We start from the raw sequence: 21,304 nt of genomic DNA, 5'->3' as shown, positions 1-21,304 counted from the left end.
TCCCAATTTCTGCCTTATTTTATTGCTACTTTTCCTAAAAACCGCAGCGAAAGATCGCGGGATGTGAGGATAGAGTGATGAAGGATGATGTAATCCCGTTCGAGCCGGACCTCGCCGATCTGCCTAAGTCGGATTGGCTGACGCGACTTGCGCAAACCACTGAAAAACAAGGGTTCTTCAAGCCGCTTGGACGCAAGCACTTCGCAGCCCATATCCGGCGGGGTGACACGCTGGTTGTGACCTTCGAATCGGTACAGGGCATCCGGGCCCTGACGGACAGCGCCGAGCCTCTGGGCTGGTCCATGGTGCACGACAACGACTGGTCCAGCCTGTGCATTGCATCGGATGGCGACACATGGTTCCGGGACAGACATGTCATCGAGTACTTCGATGACATGATCGACGACGGCTTTTTCGATGAGTATGACACCGTCCTTTTCTACGGCGCAGGGCCCTGCGGTTATGCGGCGGCCGCCTATTCCGTGGCCGCGCCCGGCGCGCGGGTGCTGGCGATCCAGCCGCAGGCCACCCTGGATCCGCGCGTGACCGGATGGGACGACCGGTTTGTCGAAATGCGGCGCACTGACTTTGCCTCCCGCTACGGCTATGCCCCCGACATGCTGGATGCGTGCGAACACGCTTATGTGCTGTTTGACCCGGTCGAGGCGCTGGATGCGATGCACGCCGCATTGTTCACGCGCACATGCGTGACCCAGTACCGGCTGCGCAATATGGGCGATGCGATTCAAAGCGATCTGATGGAAATGAACGTGTTGCCCGACCTGATGGAAATGGCAGCCGAAGGCACGTTGGACGGCCAGCAATTCGCCAAGGTCTACCGCGCGCGACGCACCTATCCCGGCTACCTGCGCCGGGTTCTGGCGGCCCTCGACCGGGATGGGCGTACAGATTTGAGTTACATGATGGCGCGCAATGTGGTGAGACGGATGAAAAAGATGCCCAGATTCCAGCGGCGTCTGGCTGAACTGGAAGTGCAGCGCACCACCGCAGAACAGCACGACGAGGGCTAGAAACCCGCGCAGCGACCGTGCTAACCGCGAGGCATGACATCACTCACCCTCGCCCGCCCCGACGACTGGCATCTGCATCTGCGCGACGGCGCCATGTTGCGTGCCGTGTTGCCCTGGACCGCCCGGGATTTTGCCCGCGCCATCATCATGCCAAATCTGGTGCCCCCGGTGGTGACAGGAACACAGGCCGCAGCCTATCGCGACCGCATCCTGGCCGCCCTGCCCGATGGTATGACCTTCGAGCCTTTGATGACACTGTATCTGACCGAAGACACGGATGCAGATGATGTTGCAGCGGCCCATACCAGCGGGCTGGTCAAGGCGGTCAAGCTTTATCCGGCGGGTGCAACGACGAATTCGGCCTCGGGCGTGACCAATTTCGACAAGGTGCGCCCCGTGCTTGAGCGGATGGCAGAGATTGGATTGCCGCTCTGCGTACATGGCGAGGTCACCGACCGTGACATCGACATTTTCGATCGCGAGGCCGTCTTTATCGACCGGGTGCTGGACCCGATCCGCAGGGCCACACCGGGTCTGCGCGTGGTGATGGAACACATTACGACCCTCAATTCCGTCGACTATGCCCGCGCGCAGGATAACAGCCTGGGCGCCACGATCACGACCCACCACCTGGTGATCAACCGCAATCACATCCTGGCAGGCGGGATCAGACCACACTACTACTGTCTGCCCGTCGCCAAGCGCGAGGAGCACCGGCTTGCCCTGCGCGCCGCTGCAACATCGGGCGAAGCGCGGTTCTTCCTTGGGACCGACAGCGCACCGCACACGGATGACAACAAGTTGCAGCCCTGCGGTTGTGCGGGCTGCTTCACCGCGCCAAACACGCTCCCCATCCTGGCACAGGTGTTTGAAGAGGAAGGCGCGCTCGACCAACTCGAAGCCTTCACATCCAAAAACGGGCCCGCATTCTACGGCCTTCCGGTAAACCAGGACACAGTCACACTGACGAAAACCGCACCAGACCTGCCCAGTCAGATCGACACTGCAGAGGGTCCCGTCACCGTCTTTGACCCCGGTTTCGACCTGACGTGGTCCGTCCAGTAACTTCCCTGTTTCAAAAAAATCCCCGCCGGAGGCTCCCGCACTGTCCGGCAACGCCAGAGCCCGAAAGAAAAGCACCATGATCCCAACCAGCTACCCCACGTCCGAAGAGATGGCCCGCCTGACCGCCCGTATGCTGCTGGAGATCGAGGCGGTGCATTTCAGCCCGGATGAGCCTTTTACGCTTTCATCGGGCCTGCCCTCGCCCACCTATATCGATTGCCGCAAGCTGATTTCCTTTCCCCGTATCCGCGCTACGCTGATGGATTTCCTGACAGTGACGGTGATGCGCAACGCAGGCTTTGAGGCGTTCGACAACATTGCGGGCGGCGAGACGGCAGGCATGCCCTTTGGCGCCCTGGTGGCGGAACGCATGGCCTTGCCGATGACTTATGTGCGGAAAAAGCCCAAGGGCTACGGGAAGAACGCCCGCATCGAGGGCGTGATGACCGAGGGCCAGCGGGTGCTTCTGGTGGAGGATCTGACGACAGATGGCGGATCGAAGCTGAGCTTTGTCGATGCCATCCGCGAAACCGGAGCCACCTGCGCGGACACCGCCGTCATCTTCTACTACGACATCTTTCCCGAGACGGAAAAAACGCTGGGCGATCATGGCGTGACGCTGCACCATTTGTGCACCTGGTGGGATGTGTTGGCCGAGGCCAAAGCGTCGGGCGGCTTTGACGACGCAACCCTGAGCGGTGTCGAAGCCTTCCTCAACGACCCGCGCGGGTGGCAGGCTGCCCGAACGTAGGCGAATGGTATACTATACGGAACCGTAGCGTCAATTTATGGCCTGCGGGCCGCTGTGGATGTCTGTGCACAAACGTGATTCTTTTGCCATCGCGCGTGCAGATGTGGTAGCGTCACAGGGCACAACCACCATATGCGGAAAAGTGTAAACCACGTTTTTGCGGCATCCACCGGGTTTTCCACAGACTTGCTCCCGGTTTCCAAGCCCGCACCGCTTGTGGCAAGACACCCGCCACGGGGACAGAACAACAACGAGCAGAGAGTGGGACAATGAACGAGATTGCGGCGATCAATCCGACCGGAGTGGCGGTTCAGGATGCAGAGACAATGCCCCACTCGATCGAGGCCGAGCAGCAGTTGCTGGGCGCGATCCTGACCAACAATGACATCTACGACCGGGTCGCAGCCATCATCAACCCGACCCATTTCTACGATCCCGTCCATGCCCGCATTTTCGAGATTGCGGCGGCGCGCATCGCCAAGAACAACCTCGCTTCCCCCGTGACGCTGAAGGCATTCATGGAGGATGACGAGGGGCTGAAGGAACTGGGTGGACCTGCCTATCTGGCACGTCTGGCCGGGGCTGCCATTAGCGCCTTTGCCGTGCGTGACTATGCGCAGATGATCTATGACCTCGCCGTGCGGCGTGACCTGATCCAGCTCGGCCGCGACATCAGCGCCAAAGCAGCCAAGGTCGATGTCGCGTCCGAGCCCAAGGAACAGATCGTTGAGGCGGAACAGGCGCTTTACAAGCTGGCCGAACAAGGCACATCCGAAGGTGGATTTCAGAGCTTCCTCAAGGCCGTAACGGACGCTGTTAATGTTGCCAATGCCGCTTATCAACGCGAGGGCGGGCTTGCGGGCATCTCCACCGGCCTCATTGACATGGACAAGAAGCTGGGGGGGCTTCACCCGTCGGACCTGTTGATCCTCGCCGGGCGGCCTTCGATGGGGAAGACATCGCTTGCCACCAACATCGCGTTCAATATCGCCAAGGCGTACAAGAAGGGGCTGAAGCCTGATGGGTCTGAAGGCGCCATCGAAGGCGGCGTCGTTGGCTTCTATTCGCTTGAGATGAGCGCAGAACAGCTCGCAGCGCGTATTCTGTCGGAAGCGGCCGAAGTGCCGTCGGAAAACATCCGTCGCGGTGACATGACCGAGGCGGAGTTCCGGCGGTTCGTGGATGCGGCCAAGCAGTTGGAAGCCTGTCCGCTGTTTATCGACGACACACCGGCCATTCCAATCGCGCAGCTTGCGGCCCGCGCTAGGCGGCTGAAACGGACCCATGGACTGGACGTGCTGATGGTGGACTACCTTCAGCTTGTGCGCGGCGGCGCCGACAACCGGGTGCAGGAGATTGCCGAGATCTCTATGGGCCTGAAGGCCATTGCCAAGGAGCTGAACATCCCAGTCATCGCCCTGTCCCAGCTGTCGCGTCAGGTGGAAAGCCGCGAAGACAAGAGGCCGCAGTTGAGCGACCTGCGGGAATCGGGATCCATCGAACAGGACGCGGACGTCGTGATGTTCGTGTTCCGCGAGGAGTACTACAAGGAACGCGAGAAACCCGGCGATCACGATCTGGAAGCCATGGCCAAATGGCAGGAAGAGATGGAGCGCCTGCACGGCCGCGCCGAGGTAATCATCGGCAAGCAGCGGCACGGCCCCATCGGCACGGTTGATCTGAGCTTTGAAGGGCGGTTCACGCGCTTTGGCAACCTGGTGCAGCCCTGGCAGCAGGGTGGCGGTGGCGAGGCCGGGTTCTGATCCAAAGGACGCTGTCGCGACACTATTTTTTAAGGGGGCGCTGCCCCCGCCTTCGGCTCCCCCGAGGTATTTTCAGCCAGAAGAAGGGCCACATCTGTTTTTGATTGGACAGGTGGGCGGCTGCAATGCAGGGTTGTACCATGCGTTTTGTGTGGTTCTTGCTCGCCTGTCTTGCGACCTCCGTTCAGGCGGAAGATCGGGTCGAGGTAGATGTGGAGTTGTTTCTGGCCGTTGACGTCAGCCGCTCCATGCAGCCTTACGAACTGGAAATACAGCGCCGTGGCTATGCCGCGGCCTTGCAGTCAGCAGAAGTCCAGGACGCCATTGCAAGCGGATTTCTGGGGCGCATCGCCATCACCTATGTCGAATGGGCCGGTGCATTTCATCAGCGCGAGATCGTACCTTGGACAGTGCTGGGTACACAGGAAGACGCAGCGCGGATCGCGGGGCAGATCACCTCCCATCTGGATCAGGGGATGCGCCGCACGTCGATTTCCAGTGCCCTGACATATGCCGCCGACAGCATCGAGGCCAACGGGTTTGACGGTTTGCGACGGGTGATCGACGTGTCTGGCGATGGGCCAAACAATATGGGTGTTCCTGTCACCCGCGCGCGCGATGAGGTGCTGGCGCGCGGAATCACCATCAACGGCTTGCCCCTGATGACCCAGGACGAGGGGATCATGGCGCGGTGGAACATCCCCGATCTGGATGTCTACTACACCGCCTGCGTCATTGGCGGCACAGGTGCCTTTGTCGTGCCGGTGACAGACTGGTCGGAGTTCGAAGACGCGGTGCGCCGCAAGCTGGTGCTTGAGATTGCAGGTCAACCCGCGACGCTTTGGCAGGCACAGGTCCGCTCGGCCGCCCCCTACAATTGCCTGATTGGCGAAGAGATCTGGGAACGGAACCGCGACATCTTTGCCCTGCCTTAAGCTGCGCGCATTTTTCCCCCTTCACCAATCCGCGCCGTCCTGCCAAACAGGCGCTCATGACGTCAGCGACCCTATCCATCGACCTTGGCGCGCTTGTGCGCAATTGGCAGACCCTTGATGCAATGAGCAGCGGCGAGACCGGTGCCGTGGTTAAGGCAAATGGCTACGGTCTTGGGGCGCCGGTGGTGGGCCGCGCGCTGTTGCGTGCCGGCGTGCGCAGCTTCTTTGTGGCAACTGCGGACGAGGGCAACACGTTGCGCGGGGCTATTGGGCAAGGCCCCGCCATTTATGTCTTTTCGGGGCATATGGCAGGCGACACCGCCGCCATGCGTGAGGCCGCACTCACCCCGCTTTTGAATTCCGTCGATCAGATGTTGCGCCATGTGGAGGCGCTGCCCGGCCATCCCTTTGGCATTCAGCTCGACAGCGGCATGAACCGGCTGGGCATGGAACCCGCCGAATGGTCTGCAGTGCGGGATATTGCCGTCGCACAAGGCCCAGCCCTAGTCATGTCGCACCTCGCCTGCGCAGATGAGCCGAAACACCCGATGAATGCCCACCAACTGGCGGAGTTTCGCGCCATGACGGATGGGCTGGATGTCCCACGTTCGTTGGCTGCGACCGGTGGCACCATCCTCGGCCCCGAATATCACTTCGACATGACCCGGCCCGGCATCGGGCTGTATGGCGGGCTGCCCTTTGTTGATGCAGAGCCGGTCGTGACCCTGGACCTGCCCGTCATTCAGGTGCGCGATGTGGCGCAGGGCGAGACGGTTGGTTACGGCAATGCCTGGACCGCGCCGCGCGATGCGCGCATTGCTACGGTGTCGGGCGGCTATGCCGATGGTCTGATCCGCGCCATGGGACCGAAAGCGACGCTGTATGCGGGCGAGGTGCCCTGCCCTGTTGTCGGGCGCGTGTCGATGGACCTGATCACGGCGGACGTGACAGATGTGGGCCATGATCCAAACGATTTGCAGTTGATGGGCCAACATCAGTCCGTCGATACGGTCGCAGATGCGGCAGGCACGATAGGATATGAAATCCTGACCTCGCTCGGCCTGCGCTATCACAGGGCGCTTGTGCAATGAGGCTTCTGGCCGGGATCGGGGCCGTTACGCTGGGCTTGCTGGGGGCCATCGGGCGTGTGGCCATGTTCCTTGGCGCAACGCTGACGCATCTGGTGCGCCCGCCGTTCTATCCGCGTGAGTTTGCGCTTGCACTCTTGAACATCGGGTGGCTGTCGCTGCCTGTGGTTGGCCTGACCGCGATCTTCACCGGCGGCGCTTTGGCGTTGCAAATCTATGCGGGTGGCGCGCGTTTCAATGCCGAGGCAGTCGTGCCGCAGATCGTCGCCATCGGTATGGTGCGCGAATTGGGACCTGTGCTGGTTGGTCTGATGATCGCGGCGCGCGTCACGTCGTCCATTGCGGCGGAAATTGCGACGATGAAGGTGACCGAGCAGATTGACGCACTGGTCACCCTGTCGACCCATCCGATGAAGTACCTGACAGTGCCGCGTGTACTGGCGGCAACGCTTGCCGTTCCGCTGCTGGTGGGCGTAGGCGACATCATCGGCATTTTTGGCGGCTATGCGGTGGCAACGGGTACGCTGGGGTTCAATGCCGCGGCGTACATCCAGAACACCGTTGATTTTCTTGAGCTGCGCGATGTTGTGTCGTCTCTGGTCAAGGGCGCTGTGTTTGGTTGCCTGGCCGCCCTTATGGGCTGCTATTTCGGCATGAACTCGGGCCGGGGCGCCCAGGGCGTGGGCCGGGCCACCAAAGGATCGGTTGAGGCGGCTGCCGTGTTGATCCTCGCCGCGAATTTCGTTCTGACGGGGGTGTTCTTTTCGGTATGATCACGCTGTCCAACGTTCACAAATCTTTTGGCGACAACCACGTACTGCGCGGCGTAGACCTGCATGTCGAACGCGGCACGTCGATGGTCATCATTGGCGGGTCTGGCACGGGCAAGTCCATCTGCATCAAGACCGTGCTGGGTCTGGTGACACCAGAGCGCGGGACGATCACCGTAGACGGGCAGGATGTGACGCAGACAAAGGATCGCGACGCTTTTCTAGCGCGGTTCGGGATGCTGTTTCAGGCAGCCGCACTTTTTGACTCGCTGCCAGTCTGGCAGAACGTCGCTTTTCGTCTGATGCGGGGCAGCCTCAAACGGCCCAAGGATGAAGCGCGCGAGATCGCCATTGAAAAGCTGCGCCGCGTCGGGCTGACGGCGGATGTGGCCGACAGGCTACCCGCAGAACTGTCGGGCGGGATGCAAAAGCGCGTAGGCCTCGCCCGGGCCATTGCTGCCGATCCAGAGATCATCTTTTTCGACGAACCGACCACCGGCCTCGACCCGATCATGGCGGGTGTGATCAACGACCTGATCCGCGAGATCGTGACCGAGATGGGCGCGACGACCATGACGATCACCCACGACATGACGTCGGTGCGCACCATCGCGGACAACGTGGCGATGCTGCACGGGGGCAAGATCAGGTGGACCGGCCCCGTGGCGGACATTGATGCAGCGCATGACCCGTACCTCGATCAGTTCATCAACGGGCGGGCCGAGGGGCCGATTGAAACCGTGCGTTGAACGCTCAGCACCTGCTGCGGACAATGCAGACATTTCGGTGGTATTTCCGCGCATTAGGAAACAGTGGGCACCGATAGAAGGTCATACCCACAACTTTTTGACTGTATTTTCCGACGCTTAGATTTATTGTTTGTTTGATAGTTCGTCTTCTGGGGGGAAGACTTGTGAACCATTTGATCTTTGCCGCGCGCACATTTGCTGAAATGATGCGGCGGCTGGCGTTGATTTTGTTTGCGGGATTGGCGCTGTTTTCCGTTTTGGCAACCGGGTTGGCCGTGGCAGGTATATGGCCATGGATTGATCTGCCGGTCATGTGGGACGGGCTTCATGTGGCCCATGCCGGAATGCTGGCGCAAATCGGGCTGACCGTATTTGCCGTCGCACTTTGTTTCTTTCTGCCGACGAACGCGCGCATCATGCAGCTTGAGAACTCGCACCGGCAGTTCAGCGTTAGGGTCGATGACATCACACGCGCCTATCACGCAGCGCACCACGCGGATCGCGACGGCGTGTTCAATCTGGGCGATGCCTTCGAAAGCACGCGGGACCGGCTGGCCTATCTGCGCGATCACCCGGACCTGGGGATGCTTGAGCCCGAGCTTTTGGAGCTGGCGGCCAAGATGTCTCATATCAGCCGTGATCTGGCGGAAGCCTATTCCACGGAGCGGGTAGAACGCGCCCGGTCCTTCCTGAAACAGCGTCAGTTCGAGATTGCGCAGTTCAACGACCGGCTGGAACAAGCCAAGGCCATTCATGGCGAGTTTTCGACCTGGATCAATCGACTTGATCTTGAGGAAAACGTGGCCCGTGCCCACTTGGAGCGGCTTCTGGACGAGATGGAGCGCTTGCTGCCCGAACTCAACCAACCTGCAAAGCCGTCCAAGGTGACGCAACTGCCCATGCGCGTCGAATAGGGCTTGCCGCCCCCTGCCCCCGCTGGCAGACCATCGCGCATGGCGAAATCCACGACCACCTATTCCTGCTCAGCCTGCGGCGCGACCTTCTCGAAATGGTCAGGGCGCTGCGACAGCTGCGGAGAGTGGAACACCATTTCCGAAGACACCGGCCTGTCCGCCGGTCCGTCCAGCAAGGGGCTCGGCGCCCAGCGCGGCAAGACGGTTGCGCTGACTGACCTCAGCACCGAAGAAGCGCCCCCGCCCCGCACCGAAAGCAAGGTTGCGGAGCTGGATCGTGTTCTGGGCGGTGGGCTTGTACCTGCCTCGGCCATCCTCGTGGGGGGCGATCCGGGCATTGGGAAATCCACCTTGCTCTTACAAGCCGCCGCACGTTTCGCCCGCAAAGGTCTGAAGACAATCTATGTCAGTGGCGAAGAGGCCAGCGCGCAGGTTCGTATGCGTGCCCAGCGCCTCGGCTTGTCAGACGCACCGGTGCAGTTGGCCGCCGACACCAACCTGCGCAACATCCTGACCACGCTCGAGGCCGAGGCGCCGGGCCTTGCCATCATCGATTCGATCCAGACCATGTGGCTCGACACCGTCGACAGCGCGCCCGGCTCCGTCAGCCAGGTGCGGGCCGCCGCGCATGAATTGACCACATTCGCCAAGCGCAAGGGCATCAGCATCATCCTTGTCGGTCACGTCACCAAAGAAGGGCAGATTGCTGGCCCGCGCGTCGTCGAACATATGGTCGACACGGTCCTCTACTTCGAAGGCGAACGCGGCCACCAGTTCCGCATCCTACGTGCGGTCAAAAACCGCTTTGGCCCCGCCGACGAGATCGGCGTGTTCGAGATGACCGGCAAAGGGCTTGCGGAAGTCACAAACCCCTCTGCCCTGTTCCTGTCGGAACGGGGCGAACCATCACCCGGTTCGGTCGTCTTTGCGGGTATCGAAGGCACGCGGCCCGTCCTGTGCGAGATGCAGGCGCTTGTCGCCCCCTCGCCCCATTCCCAAGCCCGCCGCACGGTCGTGGGCTGGGACGGCGGGCGGCTCGCCATGATACTCGCCGTGCTTGAGGCGCGCTGCGGCATCCCCTTTGCGGGGCTCGATGTCTATCTGAACGTCGCGGGCGGCATGAAGATCAGCGAACCGGCAGCAGACTTGGCGGTCGCAGCCGCACTTCTGTCTGCACGCGAAGATGCTGCATTGCCCGCCGATACAGTGGTTTTCGGCGAAATCAGCCTGTCGGGCGCGCTAAGACCCGCGCCCCAAACCGAAAACAGGTTGAAAGAAGCCCAAAAACTTGGTTTTTCATCCGCCATCGCACCCAAGGGCGGCAAAGCCCAGGGCGCACCCGGAATGACGCTAAAGCGCTTCAGCGAGTTGACCGGTTTTGTAGGTGACGTGTTCGGCGCAGGGTAAGCGCAAACGGGGCAGAACAAAGGGGCAGGACCATGGAAGGGTTCACCATCATTGACGGCGTCGTGGCCGTCGTCATCATCCTGTCGGCCCTTCTGGCCTATGGACGGGGCTTCGTGCGCGAAGCTATGGCGATTGCGGGATGGATCGCAGCGGCAATCCTCGCCTTTCTCTTCGCGCCGCGCGTTGAGCCGCTTGTGCGCGAGATCCCCGTCGTGGGGGACTTCATCGCAGACAGTTGTGAACTCAGCATTATCGGGGCCTTTGCATTGGTATTCGCGGTGGCCTTGATCGTTGTGTCTCTCTTCACGCCGCTGTTTTCGTCACTGGTGCAACGCTCGGTCCTTGGCGGTCTCGATCAGGGACTTGGATTCCTGTTTGGCGTGGCGCGCGGCATCCTGCTGGTTGCCATCGCGTTCTTTGTCTACGACACCGTGATCACCGGACAGGAATTCACCATCGTGGACGAAAGCCGGTCCGCTGCCGTGTTCGGCCGCTTCACCGGTCAGATCGAAGAGCAGAACCCCGAAGAGGCGCTTGGCTGGATCACCCGGCAGTACGAAAGCCTTGTGGGTGTGTGCGGCGAATAAGCCGACAACGCGTCCGGGAATCAGACATTTCGAAGGCGCTCGCCGCGCAAGGACAGGCAGATCGTGGTTACCCCCCAGTTAATCGCGTCGCCCCTGTGCGGAGAGTGCGGGCCACAGCCCAGCCACTGGTGACTGTGGCGAAACAGCGCCCGGCTTTGGCCGTGGTTGTGACCAAAAAGCGGCAGATTTGTGGAGCGTTCTGGTCCCCAGAACAAACACACAGTCCTGACCCGGAGGTTACCCCATGTTTCTCAACCACGACGCCGCATTTGCCGACATCACACCCATTGCCGCCGCCCGCATCAGCGCAACACTGACGGCGCACACGATGCTCGAAACCGACGCCGGATGGCGCACCGTTGATGCACTGAAGGCTGGTGATGCCGTTGCAACGCTTGATGGCGGCTTTGCCGAAATCACCGCGATCACCAAGCCCGACCACGGGGCCCCACTGGTCCATATTCCCGGCGGCGTGCTGTCCACCTGTTCCGACGTCTCCCTGCCTGCCGACGCGCATATTGCCCTGCACGCCCCCGCGGGCTGGAGCGACGCGCCGGTCGTATCCGCCCCCGTCAAGGCACTGAGCGGCTGGCGCGGTGTGCGGCCCAGCCTGTTTCACGGCCCCGACCTTGCCGAACTGCATTTCGCGGACGAGGAAATGATCTATGCCCAATCCGGTCTGCTGATCCACGCCGCGCCCAGCACCGGCGACACCTTCTTCCCGCGTCTCGACTATGGGAATGCCCGCGCCATGCTCGCCGCCTCTGCAGGTAAATTTGGCCAACCGGACACGGTCGCTGCGTAAAGGGTCGCAGTATGTGATCCTTTCGTGACAGGCGCACCCGGGCTTGGTACACCGCGCCCATACCCCATCCATGGATTCGGAGCTGCCTCTTGTCCGACCTCGCCGCGCAAGCGCATATGCCGCCAGCCCACCCCTTTGATGATGACAAACTCAAGGAAGAGTGCGGGGTTTTCGGGGTCCTCGGGACCAAGGACGCAGCCAACTTCGTAGCCCTCGGCCTGCACGCGCTGCAACACCGGGGGCAAGAGGCGGGCGGGATCGTCGCCCACCACCCAGACCACGGCTTCAACTCTGCCCGGCGCTTTGGCTATGTGCGCGACAATTTCACCAGCCAGGACGTGATGGAAACACTGCCCGGCTCGCTGTCTATCGGCCACGTCCGCTACTCCACCGCCGGGTCCAAAGGGCAAACCGCCATCCGCGACGTGCAACCGTTCTTTGGCGAGTTCGCAATGGGCGGTGCCGCCATCGCCCACAACGGCAACATCACCAATGCCGACGCCCTGCGGCGCGAGCTGATCGAGCGCGGCTCGATCTTCCAAAGCTCGTCCGACAGCGAATGCATCATCCACCTGATGGCGCGGTCGCTGCAACGCAACATCCCCGAACGGATGGAAGACGCCCTGCGCCGGGTAGAAGGCGCATTTTCCGTCGTCGCAATGACCCGCACCAAGCTGATTGGCGTACGCGACGCGCTTGGGGTCCGCCCGCTGGTGCTGGGCAAGCTGGACACCGGCTATGTGCTGAGTTCCGAAACCTGCGCGCTCGACATCATCGGCGCCGAGTTCGTACGTGAAATCGAACCTGGCGAGATGGTTGTTATCACTGACCACGGTATCGAAAGCCGCTTCCCCTTCCGTCCGCAAAAGCCACGCTTTTGCATCTTCGAACACGTGTATTTCAGCCGCCCCGATAGCATCCTCGGTGGTCGTTCGGTCTATGAAACGCGCGAAAACATCGGGCGCGAACTGGCCAAGGAAAACCCAGTCGAAGCGGACCTCGTCTGCCCCGTTCCCGACAGCGGTACACCGGCGGCCATCGGTTATTCGCTGGAATCGGGCATCCCCTACGCCATGGGCATCATCCGCAACCAGTATATGGGACGCACCTTCATCGAGCCGACGGAGCAGATCCGCAACATGGGTGTGCGCCTGAAGCTTAACGTGAACCGCGCCCTGATCCGCGGCAAGCGCGTGATCCTCGTCGATGACAGCGTGGTGCGCGGCACAACATCCCGCAAGATCAAGGAGATGATCCTCGACGCGGGCGCGAAAGAGGTTCATTTCCGCATCGCCTCGCCGCCCACGGCTTGGCCCTGTTTCTACGGCGTCGACACGCCCCAACGCGAAAAGCTGCTGGCAGCCACCATGAGCGAGGAAGAGATGCGCGAGCATCTTGGCGTCGACAGCCTCAAGTTCATCTCGCTCAACGGCCTCTACCGCGCCGTGGGTGAAGCCAATGGTCGCGACGCCTCCAGCCCGCAGTATTGTGATGCCTGTTTCTCGGGCGAGTACCCGGTCGAGCCCGCCGACATGATCGAAAAGGGTTTCGAGATGAAGGCGGCGGAATAGCACCCTCCTGACGAAACCTGTCAGGGCCATGACCCACAGTGGCGCTATGGACATGACACCCACCGATATCCTCGCCCGCGTCGAAACCTGGCCCGAAGCCGCACAGTCGCATTTCATGCGCACCCGAGCGCTGGTGCATGACGTCGCCACCTCCGCCGAGATCGGCGCCCTGGACGAAAGCCTCAAATGGGGCCAACCCGCATGGCGGCCCAAGCGGGCGCGCACCGGGTCCACCTTGCGCGTGGACTGGTCGCCTTCGACTCCGGACAGGCTGCTGGCCTTTGTTGATTGCAAGACGGACCTCGCCGCGCAGATGGACACCCGCTTTCCCGGGCAGTTCCACAATGACGGCCGGCGGGCGCTGGCGTTTGAAACCCACGTTCCGCTGGACGAAGACGCCGTGTGGCAACTCGCGCACCTGACACTCACCTACCACAAGGCGAAACGCGCACGCTGATCAGCACCCCGCTGCCACTTGCCCAAAGGTCAATGGGCAAGGCTTTGCGCATCACCTCCCACCCCCATTTCCCCTGCCCGAACCTCGTGCTAGCGGCCCGCTTCGACAAAAGCGCAGGACCCCGTCATGAGCGAAGAGACCAACGACATCACGGCTGATCTGGCGACCCAGCGCGGGGCGCTGCCCTTGCGCAACCTGCAATTGCTGGGCATCGCGGGCTCGGACAGCAACCGCCGCGCCCTGCTGCGCTCGGGCGGTGGGCAGACGCGCATGGTGCAGGTGGGTGACAGTCTGCGTCAGGGAACGGTCATCGCGATTGGCGAGGATCGGATCGTGCTGAACGGCGGTATGGGCCAACGCACGCTGACACTGCCCATGCCGGACGCTAGCGCCGCTTGACGCCCCCGCCCGCGCAGGGCAAGACCGGGCCATGACCAAAACTGCCCTGATCACCGGAGCGTCCCGCGGCCTCGGCGCCGCCATGGCGCTGGCCCTTGCCCCGACCCACCACATCGTTGCCGTCGCCAAAACCACCGGCGCGCTGGAAGAGTTGGACGACCGGATCAAGGAAGCAGGCGGAGCCGCAACGCTGGCCCCCATGGACATCGCCAATGATGCAGCCATGCAAACCCTGTGCCGCGGCATATTCGACCGTTGGGGCAGCCTTGATCTATGGGTGCACTGCGCCATCCACGCCGCACCACTGGCCCCGGCCAACATGATCGGGGAAAAGGACATGTCGAAGTCCATTGCGGGCAATGTGGCTGCGACGGCGACGCTCATCACCTATATCGCCCCGCTTCTCGGGATCGATGGGCAAGCCGTGTTTCTGAACGACCCCGTCAGCGGACAACCCTTCTACGGTGCCTATGGTGCTACAAAGGCAGCTCAGATCGCATTGGCCAAAAGCTGGCAGGCCGAGACTGTCAAAACGGGTCCAAAGGTCCACATCGCGACCCCCAATCCGATGCCAACAGCCACCCGCGCGCGCTTCCACCCCGGAGAAGACCGCGCAACGCTGCACGATCCAACGGTGGAAGCAAAGCGTATCCTGTCAGAATTCGGCATCTGACATCGCGAGTTCCAGCGACCCAACAGCTGTCTCGCCACGTCGCAATCCTTGAGTAGCGACCACGCAACGGTCCACGGCTCCGCCCATTCGAACCTCAAACGCCGCACTGCGGCCTTTGCGCGACGGTCCCCCTTCCCTGTTTCAAAAAAATCCCCGCCGGAGGCTCCCGCAGTTGCCCCAGGCGACATAGGCCCATAGTAAGGCGCAAAGGGGCATAACATGCGCATTCTCATCACAAATGACGACGGTATCTCGGCCCCCGGGCTTGCGGTGCTGGAACGGATCGCGGTCGAAGTGGCGGGACCGGATGGACAGGTCACCACGGTGGCCCCCGCCTTCGAGCAATCGGGCGTAGCGCACTGTATCAACTATGCCCGCCCCTTCATGTACCAGCAGATCGGCCCCAACCGCTTCACGGTCGAAGGCTCACCTGCAGACTGCGTGCTGGCCGGGCTGCACCAGGTGCTCGACGGTCCCCCCGACCTGATCCTGTCGGGCGTGAACCGGGGCAATAACTCGGCTGAAAATGCGCTCTACTCCGGCACGCTCGGCGCCGCCATCGAAGGGGCGCTGCAGGGCGTGCTCTCCATCGCGCTATCGCAGTATTTCGGCCCCGAAAACCGCGCTCTCGACGACCCGTTCGAAGCCTCAGCCACCCACTGCAAAGCCCTGATTGAGCGGATTGTCGCCGCCACGCCGCAGGTGCAGCCCGGCTACCAGCTGTTCTACAACGTCAACATCCCGCCCGTCGCTGCGGCATCTGTCAAAGGCACCCGGATCGTCCCACAAGGTCTGCGGCCCGGCTTGGGCTTTCACACCGAACAGATGCAATCACCCAACGGCCGTTACTTCCTCTGGATCCGGGGGGGCGACCAGCAAGTGCCGACAGCACCAGACACAGACGCGGCGGTGAACCTCGACGGCTATATCTCGGTCACGCCGATGCGCGCGGACCTGACAGCCCATGACATGCTGGACCAGCTCGGACCCATCGCCACATGACCGACGACGATCTCGCCACGCGCAAGATGCAGTTCCTCTACGCCCTGCGATCCAAAGGGGTCACAGACGCGCGGGTGCTGGGCGCAATGGAGGAGATCGACCGCGGCCCCTTTGTCCGTGGGCTCTTTGCCGAAAGGGCCTACGAGGATATGCCTCTGCCCATCGCCTGTGGCCAAACAATCAGCCAGCCGTCGGTCGTGGGGCTGATGACGCAGGCGCTGAACGTCACACCGCGCGACAAGGTGCTCGAAATCGGCACCGGCTCGGGCTACCAGGCGGCCATCCTCGCGAAGCTCGCCCGCCGCGTCTACACCATCGACCGGCACCGGCGGCTCGTGCGCGAGGCGCGCGACATCTTTGACGAGCTGAACCTGCATACGATCACGGCCATCACCGGCGACGGCTCGCACGGGCTGCCCGACCAGGCCCCCTTCGACCGCATCATCGTCACCGCCGCCGCCGAAGACCCGCCCGGCCCTCTGCTCGGCCAATTGAAAGAGGGCGGGATCATGGTGCTGCCCGTGGGCCAATCGGATGCCGTTCAAAGCCTGATCCGCGTGCACAAGACGGCAACGGGCCTCGAATATGATGAATTGCGCGATGTGCGCTTCGTTCCCTTGCTTGAAGGCTTGGGCAAAGACTGAAACTGGTGTAAATTAACGCCGAACCGACAAGGCCCCCACCCACGAGGGGTCCGGCAGAGGACGACGCAGATGATCCCGACAAAGCAGCGCAGCCGTGCGCCCCTGATGATGGCAACCTGTGGCTTGCTGGTGCTTGCCGCCTGTGACGAGCCGCTGGACTTCGACCTGAGGGGTCTGGGCGGCGGCTTCTCAACCGCGCCCGCCGTGCAGAACATCACCGCCGACCGCCCCCGTCCGGATGACCGAGGCGTGATTTCCTATCCGAATTACCAGGTCGCGGTGGCCGAGCGTGGCGATACACTCTCTGACATTGCAACCCGTGTGGGCCTGCCCGCCGACGAATTGGCCCGGTTCAACGGGGTTGGCGCAGATGTCCCATTGCGCGCAGGCGAAGTGATTGCCCTGCCCCGCCGCGTCTCTGAACCCTCACCCGCAACCGGGGCCTTTGGCACGGGACCCATCCAACCGGGTGCCGTGGACGTCACAACGCTGGCCGGCAACGCCATCGACAATGCAGCCCCTACACCCGTTGCCCAGACACCCACCACACCTGCCCCCCAGACGGGACAGGAACCCGTCCGGCACAAGGTCGAACGGGGCGAGACGGCCTTTACCATCGCACGTCTCTATCAAGTGCCGGTCAAATCGCTGGCGGAATGGAACGGCCTCGGCGCCGACTTTGCCGTGCGCGAGGGGCAGTTCCTGCTCATCCCCGTTGCGCGAGAGGCCGCGCCCACACGACCAAACGACACCGGGACAACCGCACCCGGGGCAGGCTCGCCCACGCCCCTGCCCCCCAGCGCCGCACAGCCCCTGCCCGATGACGACACCGCCGCACCGACCGAGGCCGCGCCCGTGCCTGACGAGCCGGTGGCCGATGTCGGTCAACCCAGCGCTCCGACCCGCGCGACGGACATGGCACTGCCGCTGCAGGGCACAATCATCCGGGACTACGCAAAAGGCCGTAACGAAGGCATCGACATCCAGGCCGCCCCCGGCAGCGCAGTCAGCGCCGCCGCAGATGGCACCGTGGCCGCCATCACCAAAAGCGCCGACGGTGTGCCGATCATCGTGATCCGCCACCCCGACAACCTGCTGACCGTCTATGCCAATGTCGCGGATGTGACCGTGGCCAAAGGGGACAGCGTGTCGCGGGGGCAATCCATCGCAAAACTGCGCGACACGGCCGACACGGCCTACCTGCATTTCGAGGTGCGGGACGGCTTCGACAGCGTCAATCCAAACCCCTTCTTCGAATAACAGCCAGGCAAGGCGCGCCCGCCTCAACCTGCGCGGGCAGCGCTGCCACATTCTCTGCAAATTTGCCTCAATTTTGCCTTAATTCAGCGAAATTGGCCGCAAGATTGCCATGTTTCGGATTCAGAACCAATCCAACAAAAAGACTTGGACTGGTTCGGAAATATGCCCGTTTTCTATGGTTACAGCGCACTGCGCGGCACTCAGACAACAGTCAACGGCAGTGCCAACAACTACGCCTTCGCCCCCTCCGGCACATGGCGCTACACGGGCGACACCACCTACTTCGTTGTGAATGAGAATGACGGCGCCACGAACTTCAACGGCGACGGCGCCAACAATGAAACGGTGCAGAACCAGGAACGGATCGGCCAGATCGGCGAACAGACCGTCACCATCGACGGCGTCGACCGGCAACTGATCTGGGACTACACCTTTACCGTCACCGACGGGACCACGACGTGGGAAGTCGCTGTCATCGACGTGGACCTCAACAACGACAATGATCTCAACGACGGCGCGGATGCGGGCGCTACGGACGAAGACGGGTACTTCCTGATCTTCCCCGATGGCTTTCCGCCCGCCGATACCGACCTCACCGTCGGCGGCATCACCGACAACGGCGAGTTGGTGCCACATACCAGCCTCGGCGGCACGGTTGTCTGTTTTGCGTCGGGGATGATGATCGACACGCCCTATGGGCCCCGCGCTATCGAAACACTTGCCGCAGGCGACCTCGTATTGACCGCAGAGGACGGCCCCCAACCCATCCTATGGACAGGCCACACAACCGTTGTCGCCACAGATGACCTCGCCCCCATCGTCATCACGGCAGGCACGCTGCACAATGACAGCGATCTGATCGTCTCGCCACAGCACGCCATCCTGCTGACCGACTGGCGGGCCCAGCTGCTCTACGGACAGGACGAGGTGCTTGTGCGGGCCAAGGATCTGCTGTGCATGGATGGTGTATATCGCAAGTCAGGCGGGCTTGTGACCTATCACCACATCCTGCTGGAACGGCACAATGTCGTGCACTCCCACGGCATCTGGAGCGAAACACTCTACCCCGGCGCAATCGCCATGGGTACAGTGGGCGATCCTGCGCGGGATGAGATCGAACGGCTCTTCCCCGATCTGACCGCCTACGGTCCGATGTGCGCCCCCTGCCTCAAAGGATACGAGGCTCAGCTTCTAGCCGCCTAAAGCGCGACGCCGCGCCGCCCAGCCAGATCGCAGAAATACTGCCACGCCACCCGGCCCGAGCGGGACCCGCGTGTCGCCTGCCATTCAATGGCCTCGGCCCACAGCGTGTCATCGTCAATCTCGACACCGTAGGCGGCGCAATAGCCCCGGATCATGCCCAGATACTGGTCCTGATCGCAGGCGTGAAAGCCCAGCCACAGGCCGAAGCGGTCGGACAGGCTCACCTTCTCCTCCACCGCCTCGGACGGGTTGATGGCACTGCCCCGCTCGTTCTCGATCATGTCGCGCGGCATCAGATGCCGGCGGTTCGACGTGGCATAAAGGATCACGTTGTCCGGTCGCCCCTCGATCCCGCCATCGAGCACCGCCTTGAGCGATTTGTAGTGCTGATCGTCATGGCTAAAGCTCAGATCATCGCAAAACAGGATAAACCGGGCATCCGGTGCCTCGCGCAGCACGGAGAGCAACCGACCGACCGACGGCAGGTCTTCACGGTGCAATTCTACGATCTTCAGCGCCTCATGTTCAACTTCAAGTGCGCCGTGTATTGCTTTGACAAGGCTTGATTTCCCCATCCCACGCGCACCCCACAAGAGAGCATTGTTCGCAGGCAATCCCTTGGCAAACTGCCGGGTATTCGCAAGCAGCGTATCACGCGACCGGTCCACACCCAGCAACAAATCCAAAGGCACGCGGCTCACCTGCGGCACAGGCTCCAGCCGGTCCGGATCTGTCTGCCAGACAAAAGCTGATGCGGCGCTGAAATCAGGGGCCTCCAGCGGCGCAGGGGACATACGCTCCAACGCCGCTGCAATGCGGTCCAAAGGGTCGTTGATCACTTGGCGTCACCCTCAGGCAGATCGCCCAGATCGTCTTCGTCGTCATAGTACCCTTCAGCGCGCAGCTTCGCCTCGCGCTTGTTCTCCACCCTGCGCACAAGCCAAATCGACACCTCGTAAAGGCCATAGACCACAGTAAACAAGATCAACTGAGTGATAACATCGGGCGGCGTCACGACAGCGGCCAGCACCAGAATGCCCACCATCGCGTACTTACGCACATTGGCGAGGCCCTCTGCACTCACCAGCCCCGCCTTGCCCATCAGGGTCAAGAGCACCGGAAGCTGAAAGCACAGCCCAAAAGCCATGATGAATTTCAGAGTGATATCAAGGCTTTCGTTCACCTTCCCGAAGAAAGTGATGGTCGGCCCCTCACTCGCTTCTGGCGTGATGACCGCACCATCGGGCAATGTTTCCGGCTCCCCAAAAACAATCGCCAGCACCGACGACACGTCGGCAAAGCCCAGGAAAAACGCCATGGCCAGCGGTGTCACCACGAACTGGGCAAAACTTGCACCGAGCAAAAACATCACCGGCGACGCAATCAGGAACGGCAGAAAGGCGTTCTTCTCCTGCCGGTACAGCCCCGGCGCCACGAACCGCCACATCTGAAACCCGATCACAGGAAACGCCAGCGCAAACCCAAACACCATCGAGATGCGGAACAGCGTGAACAGGTATTCCTGCGGAGACGTGTATTGCAGCGTAGGAGACGGATCCCCAAGATCGCGCAGCGTCTCGACAATAGGCTCCATCAGGAAGTTCAGCACGTGAACGGCAATAAAATCCCCCTGAATGGGGATAAAGAACACAGTAATCGCTATGATGAACGCGATCACTGACCGGATAAGCCGCGTGCGCAGCTCGGCCAGGTGTTCGATCAGCGGTGCCGTGCTGTCGTCTAACTCTTCAGTCTGGCTCATCTAGCTCTCTTTCGGGGCCGCGGGGGCCTGCGCTTCCAACTCTTCTGCCTTGGCCAGCGCATCGGCGGCCTCCTTGGCCTTGCGCTCGGCTTGGGCGCGTGCGGTTGCGGCCTGAATTTTCCGCGCATTCTCAGCCCGTTCAGCCTTTTCGGCCGCCAGCTTGCCCGTCTCACTCTCCGGATCAAGGTCCGTCAGCGACGACGTCATGTCCCGCGTCGCCTCCTTCACCCCATCCATCGCGCTTTTCATCGGATTGGCGGCTGTATTGATGGTGCGCTGAATGTCCTTCACGCCCGCCTCATCCGCCGCCTGATTCATGGCCGTCGAAAACTCGCGCGCCATACCGCGGGCCTTGCCCACAAAGCGACCCACATTGCGGAAGACAACGGGCAGCTCCTTGGGGCCAATGACGATAAGCGCCACGATCCCGATGATCAGCAGCTCGGCCAGGCCAAGGTCAAACATGGC

The 21,304-nt window shown here is 62.0% G+C and carries 23 protein-coding genes; 20 read left to right on the top strand and 3 right to left on the bottom strand.

Annotated features, from left to right (window positions below):
- The first annotated feature begins 77 nt into the window (after window positions 1-77).
- The 20 genes from RA29_RS12455 (at window position 78) to RA29_RS12360 (ending at window position 19,074) form a co-directional block, all read left to right on the top strand.
- Entirely contained in the window at window positions 78-1,031 is a 954-nt protein-coding gene (locus RA29_RS12455; protein ID WP_039686428.1) for a hypothetical protein, read from the top strand.
- 33 nt (window positions 1,032-1,064) lie between these two features.
- Window positions 1,065-2,096: a dihydroorotase gene (gene pyrC / locus RA29_RS12450; protein WP_039686427.1), complete on the top strand. Its 1,032-nt coding sequence runs from the start codon at window positions 1,065-1,067 to the stop codon at window positions 2,094-2,096.
- A 76-nt stretch (window positions 2,097-2,172) separates the two neighbouring features.
- A complete protein-coding gene (locus RA29_RS12445; RefSeq protein ID WP_039686425.1) occupies window positions 2,173-2,847 on the top strand; it encodes an orotate phosphoribosyltransferase in 675 nt (224 codons plus the stop codon).
- Window positions 2,848-3,116: 269 nt separating this feature from the next.
- Window positions 3,117-4,610 (top strand): replicative DNA helicase, encoded by a 1,494-nt coding sequence (locus tag RA29_RS12440; protein WP_039686422.1) that lies wholly within the window; start codon window positions 3,117-3,119, stop codon window positions 4,608-4,610.
- A gap of 140 nt (window positions 4,611-4,750) precedes the next feature.
- Window positions 4,751-5,545, top strand: a complete 795-nt coding sequence (locus RA29_RS12435) for a DUF1194 domain-containing protein (protein ID WP_039686420.1) — start codon at window positions 4,751-4,753, stop codon at window positions 5,543-5,545.
- Between the two features lie 56 nt (window positions 5,546-5,601).
- Window positions 5,602-6,636, top strand: a complete 1,035-nt coding sequence (alr, locus tag RA29_RS12430; protein ID WP_039686418.1) for an alanine racemase — start codon at window positions 5,602-5,604, stop codon at window positions 6,634-6,636.
- Complete coding sequence (locus tag RA29_RS12425) at window positions 6,633-7,406, top strand: ABC transporter permease (protein WP_039686416.1); 774 nt, start codon at window positions 6,633-6,635, stop codon at window positions 7,404-7,406. Before alr ends, RA29_RS12425 begins: the two co-directional genes overlap by 4 nt.
- Window positions 7,403-8,152 (top strand): ATP-binding cassette domain-containing protein, encoded by a 750-nt coding sequence (locus tag RA29_RS12420; RefSeq protein WP_039686414.1) that lies wholly within the window; start codon window positions 7,403-7,405, stop codon window positions 8,150-8,152. The genes RA29_RS12425 and RA29_RS12420 overlap by 4 nt, the downstream gene beginning before the upstream one ends.
- Before the next feature lie 164 nt (window positions 8,153-8,316).
- On the top strand, window positions 8,317-9,066 hold the full coding sequence (locus RA29_RS12415) for a DNA repair protein (protein ID WP_241462606.1): 750 nt from the start codon (window positions 8,317-8,319) through the stop codon (window positions 9,064-9,066).
- A 39-nt stretch (window positions 9,067-9,105) separates the two neighbouring features.
- A complete protein-coding gene (radA, locus tag RA29_RS12410; protein WP_039686412.1) occupies window positions 9,106-10,473 on the top strand; it encodes a DNA repair protein RadA in 1,368 nt (455 codons plus the stop codon).
- A gap of 32 nt (window positions 10,474-10,505) precedes the next feature.
- Window positions 10,506-11,060, top strand: coding sequence for a CvpA family protein (locus RA29_RS12405; RefSeq protein ID WP_039686410.1), 555 nt, complete (start codon window positions 10,506-10,508; stop codon window positions 11,058-11,060).
- A 244-nt stretch (window positions 11,061-11,304) separates the two neighbouring features.
- Window positions 11,305-11,865, top strand: coding sequence for a hypothetical protein (locus tag RA29_RS12400; protein WP_039686408.1), 561 nt, complete (start codon window positions 11,305-11,307; stop codon window positions 11,863-11,865).
- 116 nt (window positions 11,866-11,981) lie between these two features.
- Window positions 11,982-13,436: an amidophosphoribosyltransferase gene (gene purF / locus RA29_RS12395; protein WP_039686406.1), complete on the top strand. Its 1,455-nt coding sequence runs from the start codon at window positions 11,982-11,984 to the stop codon at window positions 13,434-13,436.
- Between the two features lie 52 nt (window positions 13,437-13,488).
- Window positions 13,489-13,893 (top strand): hypothetical protein, encoded by a 405-nt coding sequence (locus tag RA29_RS21950; protein ID WP_152613007.1) that lies wholly within the window; start codon window positions 13,489-13,491, stop codon window positions 13,891-13,893.
- Window positions 13,894-14,019: 126 nt separating this feature from the next.
- Window positions 14,020-14,292: a hypothetical protein gene (locus RA29_RS12385; RefSeq protein WP_039686404.1), complete on the top strand. Its 273-nt coding sequence runs from the start codon at window positions 14,020-14,022 to the stop codon at window positions 14,290-14,292.
- A gap of 31 nt (window positions 14,293-14,323) precedes the next feature.
- The gene (locus RA29_RS12380) at window positions 14,324-14,965 is read left to right on the top strand and encodes an SDR family oxidoreductase (protein ID WP_039686402.1); all 642 of its coding nucleotides are present in this window, start codon (window positions 14,324-14,326) and stop codon (window positions 14,963-14,965) included.
- A 219-nt stretch (window positions 14,966-15,184) separates the two neighbouring features.
- The gene (gene surE / locus RA29_RS12375; RefSeq protein ID WP_039686400.1) at window positions 15,185-15,967 is read left to right on the top strand and encodes a 5'/3'-nucleotidase SurE; all 783 of its coding nucleotides are present in this window, start codon (window positions 15,185-15,187) and stop codon (window positions 15,965-15,967) included.
- Entirely contained in the window at window positions 15,964-16,611 is a 648-nt protein-coding gene (locus RA29_RS12370) for a protein-L-isoaspartate(D-aspartate) O-methyltransferase (RefSeq protein WP_039686398.1), read from the top strand. The genes surE and RA29_RS12370 overlap by 4 nt, the downstream gene beginning before the upstream one ends.
- A gap of 69 nt (window positions 16,612-16,680) precedes the next feature.
- The gene (locus tag RA29_RS12365) at window positions 16,681-17,871 is read left to right on the top strand and encodes a LysM peptidoglycan-binding domain-containing protein (protein WP_039686396.1); all 1,191 of its coding nucleotides are present in this window, start codon (window positions 16,681-16,683) and stop codon (window positions 17,869-17,871) included.
- A 162-nt stretch (window positions 17,872-18,033) separates the two neighbouring features.
- Complete coding sequence (locus RA29_RS12360) at window positions 18,034-19,074, top strand: Hint domain-containing protein (protein WP_039687749.1); 1,041 nt, start codon at window positions 18,034-18,036, stop codon at window positions 19,072-19,074.
- Here RA29_RS12360 and RA29_RS12355 read toward each other — a convergent pair.
- From RA29_RS12355 to tatB, 3 genes are read right to left on the bottom strand one after another with little or no spacing between them, the layout of a single operon-like run.
- Window positions 19,071-19,913, bottom strand: coding sequence for an ATP-binding protein (locus RA29_RS12355; protein ID WP_152613006.1), 843 nt, complete (start codon window positions 19,911-19,913; stop codon window positions 19,071-19,073). The genes RA29_RS12360 and RA29_RS12355 overlap by 4 nt on opposite strands.
- Window positions 19,910-20,836: a twin-arginine translocase subunit TatC gene (locus RA29_RS12350; protein ID WP_039686395.1), complete on the bottom strand. Its 927-nt coding sequence runs from the start codon at window positions 20,834-20,836 to the stop codon at window positions 19,910-19,912. Before RA29_RS12350 ends, RA29_RS12355 begins: the two co-directional genes overlap by 4 nt.
- Window positions 20,837-21,301 (bottom strand): Sec-independent protein translocase protein TatB, encoded by a 465-nt coding sequence (tatB, locus tag RA29_RS12345; RefSeq protein WP_039686393.1) that lies wholly within the window; start codon window positions 21,299-21,301, stop codon window positions 20,837-20,839.
- Between the last annotated feature and the right edge of the window lie 3 nt (window positions 21,302-21,304).

This window comes from Tateyamaria sp. ANG-S1, from assembly GCF_000814025.1.
In the GTDB taxonomy this organism is placed as follows: domain Bacteria; phylum Pseudomonadota; class Alphaproteobacteria; order Rhodobacterales; family Rhodobacteraceae; genus Tateyamaria.
This window is presented reverse-complemented; position numbering and strand designations above follow the sequence as displayed.